Source organism: Variovorax sp. ISS6 (assembly GCF_056523145.1).
The window spans coordinates 5,656,062-5,676,057 of sequence record NZ_JAWRZC010000001.1 but is presented as its reverse complement, the minus strand read 5'-3'; the positions used below and the strand labels follow the sequence as shown (position 1 = coordinate 5,676,057).

Sequence of the window (19,996 nt, the reverse complement as noted above, 5' to 3'; positions counted from 1 at the left end):
TCGTTTCAGACGGCGCCGACCGGCATCCGCAGCCCGACGCGGGTGGCGCCCGGCGCCGAGGCGATCTCGAAGGCCCCGCCCAGCCGCCGCGCCCGCGTGCGCAGGCTGCGCAGGCCGGTGCCCTCGGGCCGCGGCGGGGCCTCGGGCTCGAAGCCGCGGCCGTCGTCGCGCACCTCCAGCCGCAGCTGGCCGTTCTCTTCCACCAGCGACACGTCGACCCGCCGCGCGCCGCTGTGGCGCAGCACGTTGGTCAGCGCCTCCTGCAAAAAACGCAGCAGGTCGAGGTTCTGCGAGGGCGCGAGCGTCAGCGCCTGCAGGCCTTCCACGCGCCAGCGGCATTCGATGCCGTTGGCCTCGAGCAGTTGCGTGAGCCGGTGCCGCAGCGGCGCGACCAGGTCCGCGAGCGCGTGCGCGCCGTCGTCGCGGCCGTTGGTGTCGATGATCAGCCGCAGGTCGTCGCGCAGCCGCTTGAGCATGGCCAGCAGCTGAGGTGCGCTCAGGTGCTCGGGCGTGCGCTCCAGCGTCGCGATGCTGCCCACCAGCATGCCGCCCAGGCCGTCGTGCAGGTCGCTCGCGAGGTTCACGCGCTCGCCGATGCGCGCATGCGCGAGTTCCAGCGCATGGCGCTGCGACAGCGTGGCCGCGAGCTCGTCCTTGGCGGCGTTCACCTCCTGGATCAGCTCGGTGTTGAAGTTCTCGATCCGGCGCAGGCTCTGCACGAAGCGCCCGGCCTGCGTCAGCGCCATGCCCAGCAGCAGCGCGTAGGACGACATGGTCGTGTAGTAGGTGTTGCTGTCGATCACCTGGGTGAACACCAGCAGGTCGTGCGCGCCCGTGAGTCCCGACACCGCCATGAAGGGCGCGAGCGAACGCATCGGGCTGCCGCGGTGGCGCCAGGCGTGGACGATGGCGGCGCTGTTGACCACGATGATCGTGAGCCCGCCCACCAGCGTCCACACCGCGCGGTGCAGCGGCAGCGCCGCGGGCGCGGCCAGCCACAGGTCGAGCACGCCGATCGCCGCCGCCAGCAGCGAGGCGCCCTCGAGCAGCGGCATGCGGCGCTCGCAGAAGCGCAGCGCGAACACCGCGTAGGCGGTGCTGAAGACCAGCAGCAGCGAGGTGTTGAGCGCCTGCCAGGCCGAGGTGGTGGCGAAGGGCCAGGGGCTGGTGGCAATCTGGTTGTAGCCGAACAGCAGCCACAGCATGGACATCAGCGCGAACCAGCCGTAGGCGGTCTCGCGCCGCCGCAGCAGCCACAGCGCCGCGAAGAAGGCCGACACCGCGGCGCTGACCGCGAGGCCCAGCACCTGCAGGTCGCGCCGCACCACGCGCTCGCGTTCGTAGGTCGCCTGCAGCACGGCCGGCGGTCCGACCACGACGGGCCCGAGCCCGGCCTGGTAGACCGCGAGCCCGGAGACGCGCACCAGCAAGGTGTTGGTGCCCGTGCGCAGCAGCGGCGGTGCCAGCAGCCAGTAGCGTGGCGTGTTCCAGGCCCGCGTGAGCGGCTCGACCAGGCTGGCGTCGCGCGAGATCGGCGTGCCGTTGAGGTACACGGCGCCTGCCATGTTGAGGTAGTGCAGCAGCAGGCCGGTCTCGCGCGGCTCGGCGGGCTGTTCCCAGCGCAGCCGGTACCACGCCACGCCGTCGAAGCCGCTCCAGCGGTCGGCCCAGTTGTCGGGCAGGGCGGCGACCGGCTCCCAGCCGTCCTCGGGCGGACGGGTGTCGTTCCAGCCGGCGGCGCGCACGGCCTCGATGCGCAGCGCGGGGAAGTCCTGGGCCAGTGCGCCGTGCGCGCACAGCAGCAGCGCCAGCGCCGCGGCCAGGCGGCGGAGGAAGCTCAGCGCAGCAGCCCGTGCAGCCGCGCCTGGTACACCGCCTCGGTGCGCGATCCGACGGCCAGCTTGCGGTAGATGTTCTTGGTGTGGCATTCCACGGTCAATCGGGAGATCGAGAGCATTTCGGCCATGTCGCGGTTGCTGAGGCCTTGCGACACCAGTTCGAGGATGCGGTGCTCGCGCCGGCTCAGCAGCGCAGACGAGGCCCCCGCCGAGGCGGGCAGCAGCTCGCCCGGCTGGGTGTCGGCGGTCATGGCCGGGACCGGCAGCGCGCTCGGCTGGAGCGTGAGCCAGCCCAGGATGCGTCGTGCGATCGCGGGATCGATCGGCGCGCCGCCCTGCGCGATGCTGCGCAGCGCGATGCCGAGCTCGAGGTCGTCGCGTTCCTTCAGCAGGTAGCCGATGGCGCCCGCGCGCAGCGCCGCGAAGATGGTTTCCTCGGTGCGGTAGGCCGAGATCACCACGGCCGGCAGCCGCGGATGGTGCGCGCGCAGCCAGCCGATCAGGTCGACGCCGCTGCCGTCGGGCAACCCGATGTCGACCAGCGCCACGCCGAAGCTGCGCCCGGCCAGCAGCGCCTGCGCCGAGGCCACGCTGTCGGCCCAGGCGATCTGCGGCGCGGTGCAGCCCAGCGTGCCGAGCACGTGGGCCAGCCGCTGCTGCATGGCCGGATCGTCCTCGACCACCAGCGCGGGGGTCAGCGACACGGGTTCTGGGGTTTCCGGAAGAGGCGTGGACATGGCGGCAGGCGTTTTCCCTGGATTGTCGCCAGTTATTGCAATTTGTATCGCCGTCGTGGTTTTCCTGGCGTCCGCCGGGAGCCACGGACAATCGCGCGCATGCCCGACCTTCGCGAACTCATGCGCCAGTTTCCGCGCGCCGGCCGCCTCGAGGCCGTCTACCTGCGGCCCGCGCGGCGCCAGCCGGTGCAGGCCGTCGAGGGCGCGCGGGCGCTCGCGGGCCTGGGACTGGAAGGCGACCGCGCGAGCGCGGCCCGGCCCGGCGGCAAGCGCCAGGTCACGCTGATCCAGGCCGAGCACCTGAGCGCGATCGCCGCGCTGGCCGGCCATGCGGCCGTCGACGCCGCGCTGCTGCGGCGCAACCTCGTGGTGTCGGGCCTGAACCTGATCGCCGCGCGCTCGCTGTTCCGCGACCAGCCGCTGGTGCTGCGGCTCGGCGACACGGTGCGGCTCGAGATCACGGGCCCGTGCGAGCCCTGCTCGCGCATGGAGGAACTGCTGGGCCCGGGCGGCTACAACGCGATGCGCGGCCATGGCGGGCTGACCGCGCGCGTGCTCGCGGGCGGCCCCTTGCGCGCGGGCGACGCGGTGCGCTGCGAGCCCGCCGAGGTCTGACTCAGAGCCTGAAGCCCGAATCCTTCACGAGCTGCCCGAGCATGCGGTCGATCTTCGCGAGCCGCTCGCCCTGGTCGGCCGGCGTGCCGGGCACGGTCGTCATGTCGAGGCCCCTGAACTTCTCGACCACCTCGGGCTGCGCGAGCACCTGCGCCAGCGCGGCGTTGTAGCGCGCCACCGTGGCCTCGGGCACGCCGGCGCCCGCGTAGAGGCCCAGCAGCTCGGTGAGCTCCATGCCGGGCAGGCCTGCCTCCTCGAACGAGGGCACCTCGGGCAGCAGCGGCGTGCGCCGCGTCGACGCGAGGATGCGCAGCCGGCCGTTGCGGTGGTAGGGCAGGAAGTCCGACACGCTGGTGATCGCGCCGTGCAGCGTGCCGCCGAGCAGGTCGGGCAGCATCGGCGCCGAGCCCTTGTAGGGCACGGGCAGGCTCTCGACCTGGAAGTGGCGCGCGATCCGGCTCGCCATGAACTCGGGCGCGCTGGCCGCGGCCGGCACGCCGATGGCGGCGTCGCCGCGGTGCGTGGCGAGCCAGCGTCCGAAGGCCGCGAGGTTCGAGGCGCTGGTGGTCGCGGGATTCGTCGCGAGCGCCAGCTCGAAGGTGGCGACGCTGCCCACGGGCCGGAAGTCGCGCGTGGTCGAGAAGCCCGGGTTCTTCACCGTCAGCGGCACCGTCGCCACCGTGTGGGTGTTGGTCAGCATCAGCACCGAGCCGTCGGCCGGCGCGGCCTTGAGCGCGATCGCCGCGAGCTGGCCGCCGGCGCCGGGCCGGTTGTCGACCACCACCGGCTGCTGCAGCTGCAGCGCGAGCTTCTCGGCCACGATGCGCGCGGCGATGTCGGCCGGGCCGCCGGCCGCGTAGCCGACGAGGATGCGGATCGGGTTGCCTTCGGCCCGCGCGCGCAGGAAGGGCGCGGCGAGCAGGCCGGCGCCGAGGGCCAGTGCCGAGCGGCGGGGCAGGGACGTGGTCATGTCGTCCTCCCTCGCTTCAGGCGGCCACCGGGGCCGTGCGCCCGATGCGCGCCAGGATCGCGCGCCGCTCGGCCACCACGCCGGCCACGCGCGCGCGCGCCGCCTCGACGATGTGGGCCGGCGCCTTGGCCGGCGCGCCGCTGTCGAACGGCGGCTGCGGGTCGTACTCGGCGAACAGCTGGATCGCGCGCGCCGTGTCGTCGTCGGTGGCATGCGCGATCGCGCGCAGCGCGCAGTCGATGCCCGAGGTCACGCCGGCGCCGGTGATGCGGTTGCGGTCGACCACCACGCGCTGGTCGCGCGGCGTCGCGCCGACCATCGCCAGCAGTTCGTGCGAGGCCCAGTGGCAGGTGGCCTCGTAGCCCTCGAGCAGGCCGGCCACGCCCAGCAGCAGCGGGCCGGTGCAGATGCCGACCACCCAGCGCGCGCCGCGGCCCTGGCGCGCGAGGAAGTCGACCGTCTCGCGGTCCTCGAACAGCGCCGCGACGCCGGGGCCGCCGGGCACCACGAGCATGTCGAACTGCGGGCAGTCGGCCATCGCCCGCGTGGCGCGGAACTCCCAGCCGAGCTCGGTGCGGATCGGGTCGGTGTGCTTCCACACCAGCGAGAGGCTGGCGCCGGGAATGCGCACCAGCAGGTCCGCGGGCGCGACGTAGTCGGTCGCGGTGATGTCGGGAAAGACGAGCATGCCGATCTTCATGGGGAGACTCCAGGTGGTCCAGGTTGGGGATCGGCCCAGTCTAGGAAGCGGCGGGCTGGCATTCGAGACAATTGCCCCATCATTCCTGCCAGCCCTGGCGCGGCCCGCCGGCTTCGGTTCTGCTGCGTCTTTCTGCTTCGCGAAGGCAACGTCTCCATGTCGATCCTGCCCGTCTGGTTCGTGGTGTTCGAGCGCTTCCAGCTGCTCGACGTGTCGGGTCCGCTGCAGGTGTTCGCCACCGCCAACGACGAGCTGCGGCTCGCGGGCCGCGCACCGGTCTACCGCACGCGCGTGCTGGCCGCGCAGGCGGGGCCGGTGGCGAGTTCGAGCGGGCTCGCGGTGCAGGCCGAGGCCTGGCCCGCGCGCGTGCGCCATGCCGAGGCGGGCACCAGCACCGTGGTCGCGCCCGGCGGCCCGGCCGCCTGGAACCCTTCGACGCAAGTGGGCGGCGGCGGCACCGAAGCCGCCGAGGCCTGGCTGCGCCGCCACGGCGCGCGCTTCGACCGCGTCGCCTCGGTCTGCACGGGCGCCTTCGTGCTGGGCCGCGCGGGCCTGCTCGACGGCTGCCGCGCCGCCACCCACTGGGGCGCCTGCGACGCGCTGGGCGCGGCCTTCCCGCGCATAGAAGTGCAGCGCGACGCGATCTACTTCCGCGACGGCCGCCGCTGGACCTCGGCCGGCGTCACGGCCGGCATCGACATGGCGCTGGGCATGGTCGAGGCCGACCTCGGCCGCGCGATCGCCATCGGCGTGGCGAAGAAGCTGGTGGTGTTCTACAAGCGCCCGGGCGGGCAGTCGCAGTTCAGCAGCGCGCTGCTCGCGCAGGAGGCCGAGGACCCGCGCATCGAGTCGCTGCATGGCTGGATCGACGAGCACCTGCACGAGACGCTCGACGTGGCGCGGCTGGCCGACCGCATGGCGATGGCGCCGCGCACCTTCGCGCGCTTCTACCTGCAGCGCACCGGCGTCACGCCCGCGCACGCGGTCGAACGCATGCGGCTGGACCGCGCGACGCGGCTGCTCGAGTCGTCGGGCGCCAGCATCAAGGCGGTGGCGCAGCGCTGCGGCTTCGGTTCGGAGGAGATCATGCGGCGCGCGTTCCAGCGGCGCTTCGGGGTGCCGCCGCTCGATTACCGGGCGCGCTTCCGCTGAGGCCCTGTCAGCCCATCAGGTTGCGCAGCGCCGCCTCGATAGCGGCCGCCGTGGCCAGCGGCTTCTCCATCGGGAACAGGTGCGTGCCGTCGAGCATCGCGATGCGGCCCTTGGTCACCTGCTGCGTCATCGCCATGCCCACGCGCTTCATCTCGGCCGACTGGCGCCCGCCGATGAAGGCCGCCTTGCACTTGAGCGGATGGCTGCGCAGCAGCGCGCCGAGGTTGTGCGGCAGCGTGTTGTAGATGGCGGTCTCGACGTCGCGGTCGAAGCTCAGCGCGCGCGTGTCCTCGCTATCGAAGGTGCCGTGGTCGATGTAGTCGTGCAGCACCTGCTCGTCCCACTTCGCGAAGGCCTTCTTGCTGCGGAAATGCTCGAACACCGCCTCGCGGTGCTCCCAGCTGTTGCGGCGCCGGCGGCTGATCGCGCCCGGCGAGATGCTCTTCATGAGCGGCGTGCGCTTCACCATGTTGAGCGTGTTGGCGCGCCAGCCGCCGAGGATCGGCGAGTCGACCAGCACCACGCCGCGCGCCAGCTCGGGATGCCGCGCGGCGCACATCAGGCTCAGGAAGCCGCCGAGCGAATGGCCGACCAGGAACACCGGCCCGCCCGCGCGTTCGGCGCGCGGCCGCGCGAAGTCGGCCAGCTGCTCGACCAGGTGCGGCCAGTTGTCGGTGACGGGGTACTTCGGGTCGTGCCCGAATTTCTCGATGGCATCGACCTCGAAGCCGCGGTTGCGCAGGCTGTCGAGGACGACGCGGTAGGTGCTCGCGGGAAAGCTGTTGCCGTGCGAGAAGACGATCGGCGGCACGGGGTTCAGATGAGCTTTTCGTCGGGCGTGGAGATCTTGCGCAGCGCGCCGTGCCGCGTCGCCGGCATCTTCAGCGGATGCTCGGTGGCGCTGTCGTCCCACACCGGGTCCTCGATGCTGTCGAACACCTCGCGCAGCTTCTGGCCCCAGCTGTTGTGCACCATGCGGTAGTAGGGGTTGTCGGCGTCGATGCAGATCACGCGGTCGGTCTCGAGCTTGTTGGCCTCGTAGACCACGAGGTCCAGCGGCAGGCCGACCGAGAGGTTGGACTTCATGGTCGAGTCCATCGACACCAGCGCGCACTTGGCGGCCTCGTCGAGCGGTGTCTCGGGCGTGAGCACGCGGTCGAGCACCGGCTTGCCGTACTTCGATTCGCCGATCTGGAAGTACGGCGTCTCGGTCGTGGCCTCGATGAAGTTGCCGGCCGCGTAGACCAGGAACAGGCGCATGCCCTCGCCCTTGACCTGGCCGCCGAAGATGAACGAGACGTTGAAGTCCAGGCCCGCATGCTTGAGCGCCTCGGCGTCGCGGTCGTAGACGTGGCGCACGGCCGAGCCGAGCACGCGCGCGGCATCGAACATGCTCTTGGCGTTCCAGATCGTGGTCGGCGTGCCGGGCTCGCCGTTCTCCTGCGTCTCGCGCAGTTCCTCGATCTGCAGGATCTCGCGCACCGACTGCGAGATGCTGAGGTTGCCCGAGGACAGCAGCACCATGACGCGGTCGCCGGGCTGCTCGTAGACGATCATCTTGCGGAAGGTGCTGATGTGGTCCACGCCCGCGTTGGTGCGCGAATCGGACAGGAACACCAGGCCGGCGTTGAGTTTGATGCCTACGCAGTAAGTCATTTTTTCGTCTCGCAAGAGCAGTGCCTGCTCATGGGGCTCCGCGGTCGCGTGCATTCAGTTTCTGTAAGGCGTAGAGCGCGTCGAGGGCTTCGCGCGGGGTCATCGCGTCGGGGTCGAGCGCGGACAGCGCGGATTCTACGGCGCTGATCAGGGGGGTCTCGGAGGCCGGGGGCGGGGCGAACAGGTCGACCTGCGCGCGCGTCTGTGCGTGCTGCGACTCGAGCGCTTCCAGCGCCTGGCGCGCATGGTTGACCACCGCCGCGGGCATGCCCGCCAGCCGCGCGACCTGGATCCCGTAGCTCTTGCTGGCCGGGCCGGGCTGCATCTCGTGCAGGAACACGATGTCGCGGCCGGCCTCGGTGGCGCTCACGTGCATGTTGACCGCGCCATGGTGCGTGGCCGGGAACTCCGTGAGCTCGAAGTAGTGGGTGGCGAACAGCGTGAAGGCCTTGGCGCGGTCGTGCAGCTGGGCCGCGATGCCCGCGGCCAGCGCCAGCCCGTCGAAGGTGCTGGTGCCGCGGCCGATCTCGTCCATCAGCACCAGCGACTGCGCGGTGGCGCCGTGCAGGATCTGCGCGGCCTCGGTCATCTCGAGCATGAAGGTCGACTGCGCGTTGGCCAGGTCGTCGGCCGCGCCGATGCGGGTGTGGATGGCGTCGATCGGCCCCAGGCGGCAGGCCGCGGCCGGCACGTGCGAGCCGATGGAGGCCAGCAGCACGATGATCGCCACCTGCCGCATGTAGGTCGACTTGCCGCCCATGTTGGGGCCGGTGATGACCTGCATGCGCTGCTGCGGGCCGAGCTGGGTGTCGTTGGCGATGAAGCCGCCCGAGGATTTCTCGGCCAGCCGCGCCTCGACCACCGGATGGCGGCCCTGCTGGATCTCGATGCACGGGTGCGAGACGAAGCTCGGCGCGCGCCAGTGCAGCGTGTGCGAGCGCTCGGCCAGCGCGCACAGCGCGTCGAGCGTGGCGAGCGCCGTGGCCAGGCGCGTGAGCGCGGGCACCGAGGCCTGCAGCGCGTCGAGCAGCTGCTCGTAGAGCCACTTCTCGCGCGCCAGCGCGCGGTCCTGCGCGCTCAGCGCCTTGTCCTCGAAGGCCTTGAGCTCGGGCGTGATGAAGCGCTCGGCGTTCTTCAGCGTCTGGCGCCGGCGGTAGTTGTCGGGCACCTTCGACAGCGCGCTCTGCGTGACCTCGATGTAGAAGCCGTGCACCCGGTTGAACTGCACGCGCAGGTTGCTGATGCCGGTGCGCTCGCGTTCGCTGACCTCGAGCTTGAGCAGGAAGTCGTCGCAGTTCTCGCTGATCTCGCGCAGCTCGTCGAGCTCGGCGTCGTGGCCAGTGGCGATCACGCCGCCGTCGCGCACCAGCGCGGCCGGGTCGGGCTTGATCGCGCTCGCCAGCAGCTCGGCGCAGCCCGGCGGCGGCGCCAGGCGTTCGGCGATCTGCGCCAGCAGCGCGGCCGCACCGGGCAGGGCGGGCGCGAGCTGCTCGGCCTTGGCCAGCGCCAGCCGCAGCGCCAGCAGTTCGCGCGGGCGCACCTGGCGCAGCGCGATGCGCGCCGCGATGCGTTCCACGTCGCTGGTGTTCTTGAGCTGCTCGCGCAGCGTGCGCCAGGGCGCGCCGGCGCCGCCGAGCACGGTGGCCTGCAGCGCGCCGATGGCCTCGAGCCGCGCCTGCGCGTCGCCGCGCTCCCGCCGCGGCGCCAGCAGCCAGCGCTTGAGCAGGCGGCTGCCCATGCCGGTCATGCAGGTGTCGAGCAGCGAGAACAGCGTGGGCGAGTCCTCGCCGCGCAGCGTCTGCACCAGCTCGAGGTTGCGCCGCGTAGTGGGCGGCAGCTCGATCAGGTCGCCGTCGCGCTCGACCGTGAGCCGCTGCAGGTGCGACAGCGCGCGGCCCTGCGTGTGCTCGGCATAGCCCAGCAGCGCGGCCGCCGCCGCATGGGCGTTGGTCAGCGATTCGGCGTTCCAGGCCGCCAGGCTCTGGCTGCCCATCTGCTCGCTGAGCTTGCGCTCGCCCAGGCCGCCGTCGAACTGCCAGGCCGGCCGCACCGACAGCGTGAAGGGCGTGGCGCTGCGTGCCGCCTTGAGCCGCTGCTCGAAGGCCGGCGTGACCTCGGCGCCGTAGAGCAGTTCGCTCGGCGCGATGCGCGCGATCCAGGCCTCGAGCGCGTCGGCCGGGCATTCGGCCAGCCGCAGCTCGGCGCCGGTCACGCTGAGCCAGGCCAGGCCGCAGAAATTGCGCGTGCCGGCATGCACCGCGAGCAGCGTGGCATCGGCCTTGTCGTTGAGCAGCTCGGCATCGGTCAGCGTGCCGGGCGTGACCACGCGCACCACCTTGCGCTCGACCGGGCCCTTGGTGGCGCCGACCTCGCCGACCTGCTCGCAGATCGCCACCGATTCGCCGAGCTTGATGAGCCGCCCGAGGTAGGTGTCGACCGAGTGGAAGGGCACGCCGCACATCACCACCGGCTGCCCGGCCGACTGGCCGCGCTGGGTCAGCGTGATGTCGAGCAGGCGCGCGGCCTTCTCGGCGTCGGCCCAGAAGAGTTCGTAGAAATCGCCCATCCGGTAGAAGAGCAGGGTGTCCGGATGGTCCGCCTTGAGCCGGAGGTACTGGGCCATCATCGGCGTGTGGCCGGCGTAATCGGGGGCGGCTGCGGCGGGGGTATCTGTCACGGAATGGGCGCGTAAGCCATTGCTGGCGTTGGAGAAAGTGCTGTCTGAGGGTTCGGGCATGGGCGCATCGTCGCGAGGATCCCGGCCAGGCCGTGGCGCGGGGCGCCCGGTATTGTGGCCGACGCGCAAGCCGGTGGGCGGCGGGCGGCGAAGGGGATTCGCGCGGGCAAAAAAACACCCGCGCGCGGCGGGTGGAGTTCTTCCCTGATAGCTGTGGGCGGCTGCTCTTCTTTGTTGGTTGGGCGCCCCCTTTTGCGTGACAGCGCCGCGATGTTCGTGTGTCGCCCGCGCAACGCATGTCAGTCTTTGCGCGCTAAGACTTGTAGGCGGACGAAAGAAGTGAGAAAAAAATCACGCAACTAAACCCTTCGGGCGCTTGCGAGCAGGGATGTTTTAACTTTCGCGCTCCGCCTCGGCCCGGTCAGGCAAGGGCCCGCGGCGCCGTGGCACCATCGCCACCCCACCACCCAACCGCGACCCTGGAGCGCCGATGCTGATCAATTGCGTGGCTTACGAGAACGGCGCCAAGCTCGCCGACATCCCGGTCGAGAGCATCAGCGAATACATCTCGCGGCCCGGCTGCTTCGTCTGGGTGGCGCTCAGCGACGCCACGCCCGAGGAACTGGCCGTGATGCAGCTCGAGTTCGGCCTGCATCCGCTGGCCGTGGAGGACGCCCAGCACGGCCACCAGCGGCCCAAGGTCGAGGAGTACGGCGATTCGCTGTTCGTGGTGATGCATCTGGTCGAACCCTCGGAGGCCGGCGAGCAGTGCATCCATGTCGGCGAGGTCGACGTGTTCGTGGGCCGCAACTACGTGCTGTCGGTGCGCAACCGCAGCAGGCAGGGCTTCCTGGGCGTGCGCGAGCGCTGCGAACGCGAGCCCGGACTGCTGAAGAACGGCGCCGGCTTCGTGCTCTACGCGCTGATGGACGCGGTGGTCGACCGCTACTTCCCGGTGATCGACGCGCTCGAGGACGAGCTCGAATCGATCGAGCAGCAGATCTTTGGGCAAAGCGGTGCGGCGCGCGACAAGATCAAGCAGCTCTACGAACTCAAGCGCCGCAGCATGGTGCTCAAGCGCGCGGTCGCGCCGCTGACCGAAGCCGCCGGCAAGCTGCACGGCGGGCGGGTGCCGCAGATCTGCATGGGTTCGCAGGAGTACTTCCGCGACGTCGGCGACCACCTCGGGCGCATCAACGGCTCGATCGACGCGATGCGCGACACGGTGGCCACCGCGATCCAGGTCAACCTCTCGATGGTCACGATCGAGGAGAGCGAGGTCACCAAGCGCCTCGCGGCCTGGGCCAGCATCTTCGCCGTGTGCACCGCCTTCGCGGGCATCTGGGGCATGAACTTCGAATTCATGCCCGAGCTGAAATTCCGCTGGGGCTATCCCACGGCGCTGGCGCTGATCGCGGGCACCTGCGGCTATCTCTACTACCGGTTCCGGCGCGCGGGCTGGCTCTGACCCGGGCCGCTAAGCCTCAACTAATAAACATGTAGATAATCAAGTCCCTTATGAAAAGGGACTTCAGCCAGCGTTTCGGCTTCATCGTGAAGGACGTGGCCAAGCGCTACGGCGAGGCCTTCGACCGCCTCGCGCGCGAGCGCATCGGCCTGAGCAGCGCCCAGTGCCGGCTGCTCGGCGTGTTGGCCATGGAAGGCGAGGAGGCGCCGCTGTCGCAGGCCGAGCTGGCGCAGCGGCTGGAGCTCACGCCGATGGCCGTGGGCGGCCTGTGCGACCGCATGGAGGCGGCCGGCTGGATCCGCCGCGAGGCCAGCGCCACCGACCGGCGCGTGAAGCTGATCCACCTGCAGCCCAGCGCCGAGAAGGCGCTCGATGCCGCGCTCAATCTCAGCGACGGGCTCAATGCGCGCGTGATGGCGGTGCTGGCGCCCGGCGAGCGCGCCCAGTTGCTGGCGCTGCTCGGCAAGGTGCGCGGCAGCCTGCTCGAGATCACGGGCGGCAACGGCCCCGAAGGCGAGGGCAAATGACCGCCGCGCCCGGAACCGCGGTGCCGCACCGCGGGATGATCACCGTCTCGATCATGCTCGCGACCATCATGCAGGCGCTCGACACCACGATCGCCAACGTCGCGCTGCCGCACATGCAGGGCAGCCTGCAGGCCTCGCAGGACCAGATCACCTGGGTGCTGACCTCCTACATCGTGGCCTCGGCGATCGCGCTGCCGCTCACGGGCTGGCTCTGCGGCCACTGGGGCCGGCGGCGCGTGTTCATCATCTCGGTGATCGGCTTCACCATCGCCTCGGCGCTGTGCGGCCTGGCGACCTCGCTGGTGGGCATCGTCGGCGCGCGGCTGCTGCAGGGCATCTTCGGCGCGGCGCTGGTGCCGCTGTCGCAGGCGGTGCTGCTGGACATCAACCCGCGCGAGAAGGTCGGCCAGGCGATGGCGATCTGGGGCGCGGGCATCATGGTCGGGCCGATCCTCGGGCCGCTGCTGGGCGGCTGGCTCACCGACAACTTCGACTGGCGCTGGGTCTTCTTCATCAACCTGCCGGTGGGCGCCTTCGCCTTCTGGGGCATCGCGCGCTACCTGCCCGAGAGCCGGCCGCAGGGAGAGAAGCTCGACATCTTCGGCTTCGTCACCCTGAGCCTCGCCATCGGCATGCTGCAGCTGTTCCTCGACCGCGGCGAGCAGCTCGACTGGTTCGACTCGTGGGAGATCCGGCTCGAGGCCGCGGCCTCGCTGGTGGCCTTCTGCTTCTTCGTGGTCCACACCTGGACCGTGCGCGGCGTCTCCTTCTTCGACCGCGACCTGCTGAAGGACCGCAACTTCGTCACCGGCCTGCTGTTCGCCTTCATCGTCGGGATGATCCTGTACGCGACCATGGCGCTGCTGCCGAACTTCCTGCAGGGCCTGATGGGCTATCCGGTGGTCTACACGGGGCAGGTCACGGCGCCGCGCGGCATCGGCACCATGATCGCGATGCTGGTGGTGGGGCGGCTGGTGCAGCGCGTGGACGTGCGCGCCATCATGGCGCTGGGCTTCGGGCTCACGGCCTTCTCGCTCTACCAGATGACGCGCATCACGCTGCAGATGGACAGCACCTTGATCATCGTCTCGGGCTTCGTCCAGGGCCTGGGCATCGGCTTCACCTTCGTGCCGCTGTCGACCGCCACCTTCGCCACCCTGGCGCCGCGGCTGCGCAACCAGGGCACGCCGATCTTCAGCCTGCTGCGCAACATCGGCAGCAGCGTGGGCATCTCCATCGTGCAGGCGCTGCTCACCGAGGGTTCGAGCGCCGCCCATGCGCAGATCGCGACCACCGTGGCGCCCGGCAATCCGGCGCTGGCCACGCTGCCTTCGATGATGTCGCCCGACAACCCCCTGGGCCTGGCCCTGCTCAACGCCGAGGTCACGCGGCAGGGCGCGCTGGTCGGCTACCTCGACGACTTCGCGATCATGATGGTGATCACGCTGGTGGCGATCCCGCTGCTGCTGCTGATCCGCAGCCCGAAGCGCGCGGCGGCCTCGGGGCCGGCGGAAGTGCCGCACTGAGCGGCATCGCGCGCGAGGCCGATCAGTCCTCGATCGCGTCGTGCGTCGCGGCCGTGCCGCGGCGCCAGTAGCCCGAGGCCCGGATCCACTTCGGATTCGCGCCGCGCTCGCCCACCAGATGCGCGCGCACGGCCTTCGCCACGCCGGTCTCGCAGCCGACCCAGGCGTGGTAGTCGCCCTCGGGCAGCGCCTGCTTCTTGAGCGTCTCGAGCAGCATCGGGCTCAGGCCCGCCGACACGCCGCGGCGATGCACCCACACCAGCGTGAGCGCGGCCCGGGTCTCGAACGGGATCTCGTCCTCGGGCCCGTCGACCTCGGCCAGCACCACCACGCGCGCGCCCGCGGGCAGCTCGGCCAGGCGGCGCGAGATCGCGGGCAGCGCGGTGTCGTCGCCGATCAGCAGGTGCCAGTCGAACTCGGTCGGCACGATGAACGAGCCGCGCGGGCCGCCCACGCCGATGCGGTCGCCGGGCCTGGCGTTCTCGGCCCATTGCGTGGCGGGTCCGGCCTCGTGCAGCGCGAAGTCGATCTCCAGCGTCTTCGCGGCCGCGTCGTGGCGGCGCGGCGTGTAGTCGCGCATGGTGGGCCGGCCCTCGGGCCAGACCGGGCCTTCGGGGCCCATGGTCGGCAGGGTCAGGCGGCCGGTGGCCGGGTCGGGGAAGAACAGCTTGGCGTGGTCGTCGAAGCCCGGGCTGTGGAAGCCCTCGAGCTCGTCGCCGGTGAGCACCACGCGCAGAAGGTGCGGCGTGACGCGCTGCACGCTCTTCACCGTGAGCTGGCGAAAGCGCAGGTCGTGGCGCACGCGGCGCGGCAGGCGGTCGGGTTGGGGGGCGGTGGAGAAGTCGGTCATGTGCGGTTGACTTTCAAAGACGTTCGATCTGTTGTGCGGCGCTGTCGAGCACCGCGGCGAATTCGTGGGCTTGTTGTTCGGTGAGGGGCGTGCCCGAGAGGCGCAGGCGCATCGCGAGCTTGAGGTTCTCGATGGCGCGCGTGACCTGCGGCGGCCGGCCGCCGCGCGCGCCGGCGCCGTCGACGCCGCCGTTGAGGCGTTCCATCATCGATTCGGCGGTCTCGCGGTTGGCCGCCAGGTACTCGCGCCCGCTGTCGGTGAGGGTGTAGCGCTTGCGGCCGCCGCCCTCGGCGCCGCTCTCGACGCTGAGGTGGCCCAGCTCCTCGAGCAGCGTCAGCGTGGGATAGACCACGCCGGGGCTCGGCGCATAGCTGCCGCCCAGGCGTTCCTCGATCAGCTTGATGAGCTCGTAGCCGTGCGAGGGCTTGTCGGCGATGAGCTGCAGCAGCACGAAGCGCAGGCCGCCATGGCCGAACACCCGGCCGGCGCCGAAGCCGTGGCGCCCGCCGCGGCCCCGGCCCCCCGAGAGGCCGTCCTCGTGCTCGCCGCGCGGGGTGCGGTGGCAATGGTCGAAGTGGAAATGGCGCATGGGAGCCTCTCTTTCTGAATCGATATCTGTTTGTGTCTAAATTATTTTAGATATATCTAAATCAATGCGTCAAGAGGGGCGGAAGGCAAGACCGGGGCGCCGTCGGGGCCAATTTAGATAGCCCCCGATGCGGTCCCCGGGCGCCGCGAGGCGTTTTCCGACGCGCCGTACCATCGAGGCCATGGAACGTCTTACCCGCCAGCGCGCCGCCGTGTTCTCGGCCTTCAGCGATGCCAGCCGCGTGCTCACCGCCCCTGAAATCCATGCGCATGCGCGCGAGCTCGTGCCCGAGATCAGCCTGTCGACCGTCTACCGCCAGGTGTCGGCGCTGCTCGCGGACGGCGAGATCGCCAAGGTCGAGCTGCCCGGCGAGCCCGCGCGCTACGAGGTCGCGTGCCGGGAGGAACACGCGCACGGCGACCACGCCCACGAACACGAGAAGGGGCAGGGCCGCGCGGGCGACCACCACCATCACTACTTCCATTGCCTGTCGTGCGGCCAGGTGTTCCTGCTGCATGCCTGCCCGGGCCCGATGGACGACCTCGCGCCGCCGGGCTTCCAGGTCGCGAGCCACGAGGTGACCCTGCACGGCAGCTGCGCGGCCTGCGTGGCGAAGGCGGCGCCGGCCGGCCGATCGCACTGAACAGGGCACCCGCGCGGGTGCTCATTCTTCTTTACAAAGTTATTGCGAATGAATTCGCAATAACTTAGACTGTGGCTTTCCATCCAACGGCGCGACGCCATGCAAGTCCTGTCCTCCCTCAAAGAAGCCAAGAAGCGGCACCGCGATTGCCAGGTGGTCACCCGGCGCGGACGCACCTACGTGATCTGCAAGTCCAACCCGCGCTTCAAGGCGCGGCAGGGCAGTGCGAAGAACAAGCGCGCCCGCTGATCGCCTGAAGCCACGGCACCGGCCGCGCCGGCGCCCCGCCAACTCCCTTTTCCCTCGAACGCCACGGCATGCACCCGCATGCGCGTGAGCCTGCGCGCGTCCACCGCGGATGCATGCGGGCGTGCGCACGCCGTTTTCCCGCTCCTTCTCTTCGACCGGACCCCTCCCATGCTCAAAGCACAGGGCCTCACCAAGCAATACGGCAGCCATGTCGCGCTCGACCGCCTCGACCTCGACATCCGCGCGGGCGACATCTACTGCCTGCTCGGCGCCAACGGCGCGGGCAAGACCACCACCATCAACCTGTTCCTCCACTTCATCGCGCCCAGCGCGGGCACGGTGGAGATCAACGGCGTCGACGTCACGCGCCATCCGCTCGCGACCAAGCAGGACGTGGCGTACATCCCCGAGCACGTCACGCTCTACGGCACGCTCTCGGGACTGGAGAACCTGCGCTTCTTCGCCGGCCTCGCGCTGGGCCGCGCGCTGCCGCGCGAACGGCTGCTCGAGCTCATGACGGCGGTGGGCCTCGACCACGCGGCGGCCGACAAGCGCGTGTCGGCCTATTCCAAGGGCATGCGGCAGAAGGTCTGGATCGCCGTCGCGCTGGCCAAGGAGGCCAAGGCGCTGCTGCTCGACGAGCCCACCTCGGGCCTCGATCCGCATGCGGCCAGCGAGTTCTCCGCGCTGCTGCGGCGTGCCGCCGACCAGGGTGTGGCCGTGCTGACCACCACGCACGACCTGTTCCATGCGCAGCAGACCGCCACGCGCGTCGGCATCATGAAGAGCGGCCGCCTCGTCGACAGCCTCGAGGGCGCGCAGCAGATCGCGCGCATCGACCTGCAGTCGCTGTACCTGCAGCACATGAGGGCCTGAGCATGTGGCGCTGGATCGCGAACCGCGAATTCACCGAACGGCTGCGCGACGGCCGCCTGGCGTGGGCCGGCGGCCTGGTGCTGGTGCTGCTGTTCACCGCGCTCGGCGTGGGCTGGGCGCACCAGCGCGAGGCGCGCGCCGAGCAGCAGGCCGCGCAGGCGCTCGACTACCGCGACTGGCTGGCGCAGGACCGGCGCCATCCGCACGACGCCGCGCACCAGGGCATGCATGCCTTCAAGCCCGAGGCGCCGCTGGCCATGGTCGACGCGGGCATCAACCCCTACATCGGCAGCACCGTGTGGCTGCAGGCGCACCGCCAGAGCGAGGTCAAGTTCAATCCCGCGCAGGACGCCACCGGCCTGCAGCGCTTCGGCAGCCTCTCGGTCGGCTGGATCCTGCAGGTGCTCGGGCCGCTGCTGGTGATCGTGCTGGGCTTCAACGCCTTCGCGGGCGAGCGCGAGCAGGGCATCCTGCGCCAGACCCTGAGCCTGGGCGTCTCGCCGCTCAGGCTGCTGGCGGGCAAGGCGCTCGCGCTCGCGGCCTCGCTCGCGGTGCTGCTGGTGCCGGCCGCACTGGTCGCCGCGGTGGCGGTGGGCCTGGGCGCCGCGCCCGGCGAGCGCGCCGATGCGCTGCTGCGCCTTTCGGCCTGGAGCCTGGGCTATGCGGTCTACCTCGGCGCCTTCGTGTTCGTGGTGCTCGGCGTGTCGGCGCTGTGCGCCACCTCGCGCGCGGCCATCACCGTGCTGCTCGCGCTGTGGGTGGCGCAGGCCGTGATGGCGCCGCGCGTGCTGTCCGAGGCGGCGCGCGCGGCCTATCCGAGCCCGACTCGGCTCGAGTTCAACCAGGCGCTGCAGGCCGAGCTCAAGCAGGTCTCGGACCGCACCTGGCTGCAGGCCTTCGGCACCACCGAGCGCTGGGGCCGCGACGTGCCGCTGCGCCAGTGGGGCATCGCGCTGCGGCTCGACGACCAGGCCTCCTACCCGGTCTACGACCGCCACTACGGCCGCCTCTGGGACACCTGGGAGCGCCAGCAGCGGCTGCAGGAATGGAGCGGCCTGCTGCTGCCGCTGCTCGCGATGCGCAGCTACTCGATGGGCATGGCCGGCACCGACTTCGCGCACCACCGCAGCTTCACCACCGCGGCCGAGCTGCATCGCCGGCGGCTGCAGGACCTGATGAGCGAGGACCTGGTCGCGCATGCCGATCCGCTCGGCGACCGCCACTTCGCCTACCAGTCGGGCCCCGAGCTGTGGGCCAAGGTGCCGCCGTTCGTGCACCAGCCGCCGCGCGTGGGCTGGGCCCTGCGCCACCAGCTGCGCAGCCTGGCCGTGCTGTGCGCCGGCCTGCTGCTGGCCGCGGCCTTCGCGGCCGTCGCGGTACGCCGCCAGCGCGCGCTGGCCTGAACCGAGGAAAGCCTTCATGTCCGTCTCCATCGCCCCACCGCCCCAGGGCTTCCGGCTGCGCGCCGTCATGCGCCAGGAGCTGCGCCTGCTGCTGGCCGACCGCAGCGTCTGGGCCGTGGCCCTGCTGTTCCTGCTGCTGGTCGGCTACGCACTCGGCAACGGCCTCGCGCAGACCGCGCAGCGCGACCGCGCGCAGGCGGCCGTGGCCCAGGCCGACCGCGACACCCGCGCCGCGCAGCGCGCGCAGCTCGAGGCCATCCTCGCGGGCCGGGCCCAGCCCACGCCGTTCGAGAACCCGGCCGATCCCTCGCGCATGGCCAGCAGCTACGGTGCGCAGCACGCGATCCTGCCGAGCGCGCCGCTCGGGCCGGTCGCGCTCGGGCGCAGCGACCTGTTCCCGAGCCAGTTTCGCGTCACGCACCAGAGCCGCGTGGCCTTCATGAACCCGAGCGACATCGAGAACCCCTGGTACCTGCTGAGCGGCCAGTTCGACCTGGCCTTCGTGCTGGTCTACCTGCTGCCGCTCCTGATCTTCGTGCTGGGCTACAACCTGCTGTCGGCCGAGCGCGAGAACGGCACCCTGCGCCTGCTGCTCTCGCAGCCGCTGCGCCTGCGCACGCTGCTGGCCGGCAAGCTCGCGGTGCGCGCGGCCGCGCTGCTGGTGCCCGCGGTGCTGCTGCCCGTGGGCGTGCTGCTGCTGGCGCGGCAGGCGGGCTTCGCGCCTTCCGCGCCGGGCGCGGGCACCGTCACCTTCTGGTGGGCGCTGCTGGTGGGCGCCTATGCGCTGTTCTGGTTCGCGCTGGTGGTGGCGGTCAATGCCTTCGGCGCGCCTTCGGCCACCAATGCCATGGTGCTGATGATCGCGTGGGTGCTGCTGGTGCTGGTGGCGCCGGTGCTGCTCAACCTCGCCGTCACGCAGGCCAGCCCCGCGCCCTCGCGCACCGAGCTCGCGACCCAGACGCGCACGCTCACGGCCGCGGCCATGAAGCGCCATGCCGACCTGCTGAGCACCGACTACAAGCACGTCGGGCAGGGCGCGCTGCTGCTGCCGCGCGACGGCAAGATCGAGATCAGCGCGCGCGGCCTCGCCAACTACCGCATCGAGCGCGAGATCGACGAGGCGATCGCGCCCGAGCTCGAGCGCTTCGAGCGCCAGCACGCGGGCCAGCAGCGGCTGCTCGAACGCTTCGGCGCGCTGTCGCCCGCGGCCGTGGCCTACGAGGGCATGACCGGGCTGGCGGGCACCGGCGCGCGGCGCCATGCGCAGTTCGTCGCGCAGACGGTGGGCTTTCATATGGCGTGGAAGCACTTCTTCTTTCCGCGCATCGAGGAACGCAGCGCGCCGATGCCGGCCGACTTCGACCGTATCCCCCGCTTTGCATGGCGCGAGGAGTCGCCGCGCGAGCTGCGCGATCGTGCGCTGGCGGCCGTGCTGCAACTGCTGCTGCCGAGCCTGCTGCTGTTCGGCCTCGCGGGCTGGCGGCTGCGCCGCTTCTCGGTGGCCTGAGCACGCACGCAAA

At 71.2% G+C, this 19,996-nt stretch carries 19 protein-coding genes; 10 read left to right on the top strand and 9 right to left on the bottom strand.

The window, feature by feature from the left end; translation table 11 throughout:
* Window positions 1–5 precede the first annotated feature (5 nt).
* Window positions 6–1,928 (bottom strand): sensor histidine kinase, encoded by a 1,923-nt coding sequence (locus AC1HIL_RS26210; RefSeq protein ID WP_479670386.1) that lies wholly within the window; start codon window positions 1,926–1,928, stop codon window positions 6–8.
* Window positions 1,838–2,575: a response regulator transcription factor gene (locus tag AC1HIL_RS26205; protein ID WP_413762875.1), complete on the bottom strand. Its 738-nt coding sequence runs from the start codon at window positions 2,573–2,575 to the stop codon at window positions 1,838–1,840. Before AC1HIL_RS26205 ends, AC1HIL_RS26210 begins: the two co-directional genes overlap by 91 nt.
* A gap of 99 nt (window positions 2,576–2,674) precedes the next feature.
* Here AC1HIL_RS26205 and AC1HIL_RS26200 point away from each other — a divergent pair, with 99 nt between their 5' ends.
* The gene (locus tag AC1HIL_RS26200; protein WP_057592834.1) at window positions 2,675–3,190 is read left to right on the top strand and encodes an MOSC domain-containing protein; all 516 of its coding nucleotides are present in this window, start codon (window positions 2,675–2,677) and stop codon (window positions 3,188–3,190) included.
* Window position 3,191: 1 nt separating this feature from the next.
* Here the strand turns inward: AC1HIL_RS26200 and AC1HIL_RS26195 are convergent, their stop codons facing one another.
* Together AC1HIL_RS26195 and AC1HIL_RS26190 are read right to left on the bottom strand one after the other, a co-directional pair.
* Complete coding sequence (locus tag AC1HIL_RS26195) at window positions 3,192–4,160, bottom strand: tripartite tricarboxylate transporter substrate-binding protein (protein WP_057592833.1); 969 nt, start codon at window positions 4,158–4,160, stop codon at window positions 3,192–3,194.
* Window positions 4,161–4,176: 16 nt separating this feature from the next.
* On the bottom strand, window positions 4,177–4,860 hold the full coding sequence (locus tag AC1HIL_RS26190) for a DJ-1/PfpI family protein (RefSeq protein ID WP_479670385.1): 684 nt from the start codon (window positions 4,858–4,860) through the stop codon (window positions 4,177–4,179).
* Between the two features lie 156 nt (window positions 4,861–5,016).
* On the opposite strand from AC1HIL_RS26190, the gene AC1HIL_RS26185 reads away from it, so the two are divergent.
* Entirely contained in the window at window positions 5,017–6,012 is a 996-nt protein-coding gene (locus AC1HIL_RS26185; protein ID WP_431509642.1) for a GlxA family transcriptional regulator, read from the top strand.
* A 7-nt stretch (window positions 6,013–6,019) separates the two neighbouring features.
* On the opposite strand, the gene AC1HIL_RS26180 is transcribed toward AC1HIL_RS26185, so the two are convergent.
* Genes AC1HIL_RS26180 through mutS form a run of 3 tightly spaced genes read right to left on the bottom strand, consistent with a single transcriptional unit; the run spans window position 6,020 to window position 10,294 of the window.
* Entirely contained in the window at window positions 6,020–6,823 is an 804-nt protein-coding gene (locus tag AC1HIL_RS26180) for an alpha/beta fold hydrolase (RefSeq protein ID WP_057592830.1), read from the bottom strand.
* A 5-nt stretch (window positions 6,824–6,828) separates the two neighbouring features.
* Window positions 6,829–7,668, bottom strand: a complete 840-nt coding sequence (locus AC1HIL_RS26175) for a proteasome-type protease (RefSeq protein WP_057592829.1) — start codon at window positions 7,666–7,668, stop codon at window positions 6,829–6,831.
* Window positions 7,669–7,696: 28 nt separating this feature from the next.
* Window positions 7,697–10,294: a DNA mismatch repair protein MutS gene (mutS, locus tag AC1HIL_RS26170; RefSeq protein WP_479672443.1), complete on the bottom strand. Its 2,598-nt coding sequence runs from the start codon at window positions 10,292–10,294 to the stop codon at window positions 7,697–7,699.
* A 541-nt stretch (window positions 10,295–10,835) separates the two neighbouring features.
* On the opposite strand from mutS, the gene corA reads away from it, so the two are divergent.
* The 3 genes from corA to AC1HIL_RS26155 are packed head-to-tail and all read left to right on the top strand — an operon-like array spanning window position 10,836 to window position 13,866.
* A complete protein-coding gene (gene corA / locus AC1HIL_RS26165; protein WP_479670384.1) occupies window positions 10,836–11,813 on the top strand; it encodes a magnesium/cobalt transporter CorA in 978 nt (325 codons plus the stop codon).
* Between the two features lie 50 nt (window positions 11,814–11,863).
* A complete protein-coding gene (locus tag AC1HIL_RS26160; protein WP_057592826.1) occupies window positions 11,864–12,340 on the top strand; it encodes a MarR family winged helix-turn-helix transcriptional regulator in 477 nt (158 codons plus the stop codon).
* Window positions 12,337–13,866 (top strand): DHA2 family efflux MFS transporter permease subunit, encoded by a 1,530-nt coding sequence (locus AC1HIL_RS26155; RefSeq protein ID WP_057592825.1) that lies wholly within the window; start codon window positions 12,337–12,339, stop codon window positions 13,864–13,866. The genes AC1HIL_RS26160 and AC1HIL_RS26155 overlap by 4 nt, the downstream gene beginning before the upstream one ends.
* 22 nt (window positions 13,867–13,888) lie before the next feature.
* Here AC1HIL_RS26155 and AC1HIL_RS26150 read toward each other — a convergent pair whose 3' ends face one another.
* Together AC1HIL_RS26150 and AC1HIL_RS26145 are read right to left on the bottom strand one after the other, a co-directional pair.
* The gene (locus tag AC1HIL_RS26150) at window positions 13,889–14,716 is read right to left on the bottom strand and encodes a siderophore-interacting protein (RefSeq protein ID WP_413762882.1); all 828 of its coding nucleotides are present in this window, start codon (window positions 14,714–14,716) and stop codon (window positions 13,889–13,891) included.
* Window positions 14,717–14,729: 13 nt separating this feature from the next.
* Window positions 14,730–15,305 carry a PadR family transcriptional regulator gene (locus AC1HIL_RS26145; RefSeq protein ID WP_203202007.1) on the bottom strand — a complete coding sequence of 192 codons (576 nt, stop codon included), beginning with the start codon at window positions 15,303–15,305 and terminating at the stop codon, window positions 14,730–14,732.
* A 181-nt stretch (window positions 15,306–15,486) separates the two neighbouring features.
* On the opposite strand from AC1HIL_RS26145, the gene AC1HIL_RS26140 reads away from it, so the two are divergent.
* The 5 genes from AC1HIL_RS26140 (at window position 15,487) to AC1HIL_RS26120 (ending at window position 19,983) form a co-directional block, all read left to right on the top strand.
* Window positions 15,487–15,948 (top strand): Fur family transcriptional regulator, encoded by a 462-nt coding sequence (locus AC1HIL_RS26140; protein ID WP_057592822.1) that lies wholly within the window; start codon window positions 15,487–15,489, stop codon window positions 15,946–15,948.
* A gap of 99 nt (window positions 15,949–16,047) precedes the next feature.
* The gene (gene ykgO, locus AC1HIL_RS26135; protein WP_479670383.1) at window positions 16,048–16,197 is read left to right on the top strand and encodes a type B 50S ribosomal protein L36; all 150 of its coding nucleotides are present in this window, start codon (window positions 16,048–16,050) and stop codon (window positions 16,195–16,197) included.
* A gap of 168 nt (window positions 16,198–16,365) precedes the next feature.
* Window positions 16,366–17,073, top strand: coding sequence for an ABC transporter ATP-binding protein (locus tag AC1HIL_RS26130; protein WP_261212490.1), 708 nt, complete (start codon window positions 16,366–16,368; stop codon window positions 17,071–17,073).
* A gap of 2 nt (window positions 17,074–17,075) precedes the next feature.
* Complete coding sequence (locus AC1HIL_RS26125; protein WP_479670382.1) at window positions 17,076–18,476, top strand: ABC transporter permease subunit; 1,401 nt, start codon at window positions 17,076–17,078, stop codon at window positions 18,474–18,476.
* A gap of 16 nt (window positions 18,477–18,492) precedes the next feature.
* On the top strand, window positions 18,493–19,983 hold the full coding sequence (locus AC1HIL_RS26120; RefSeq protein ID WP_479670381.1) for an ABC transporter permease subunit: 1,491 nt from the start codon (window positions 18,493–18,495) through the stop codon (window positions 19,981–19,983).
* Window positions 19,984–19,996: the final 13 nt, after the last annotated feature.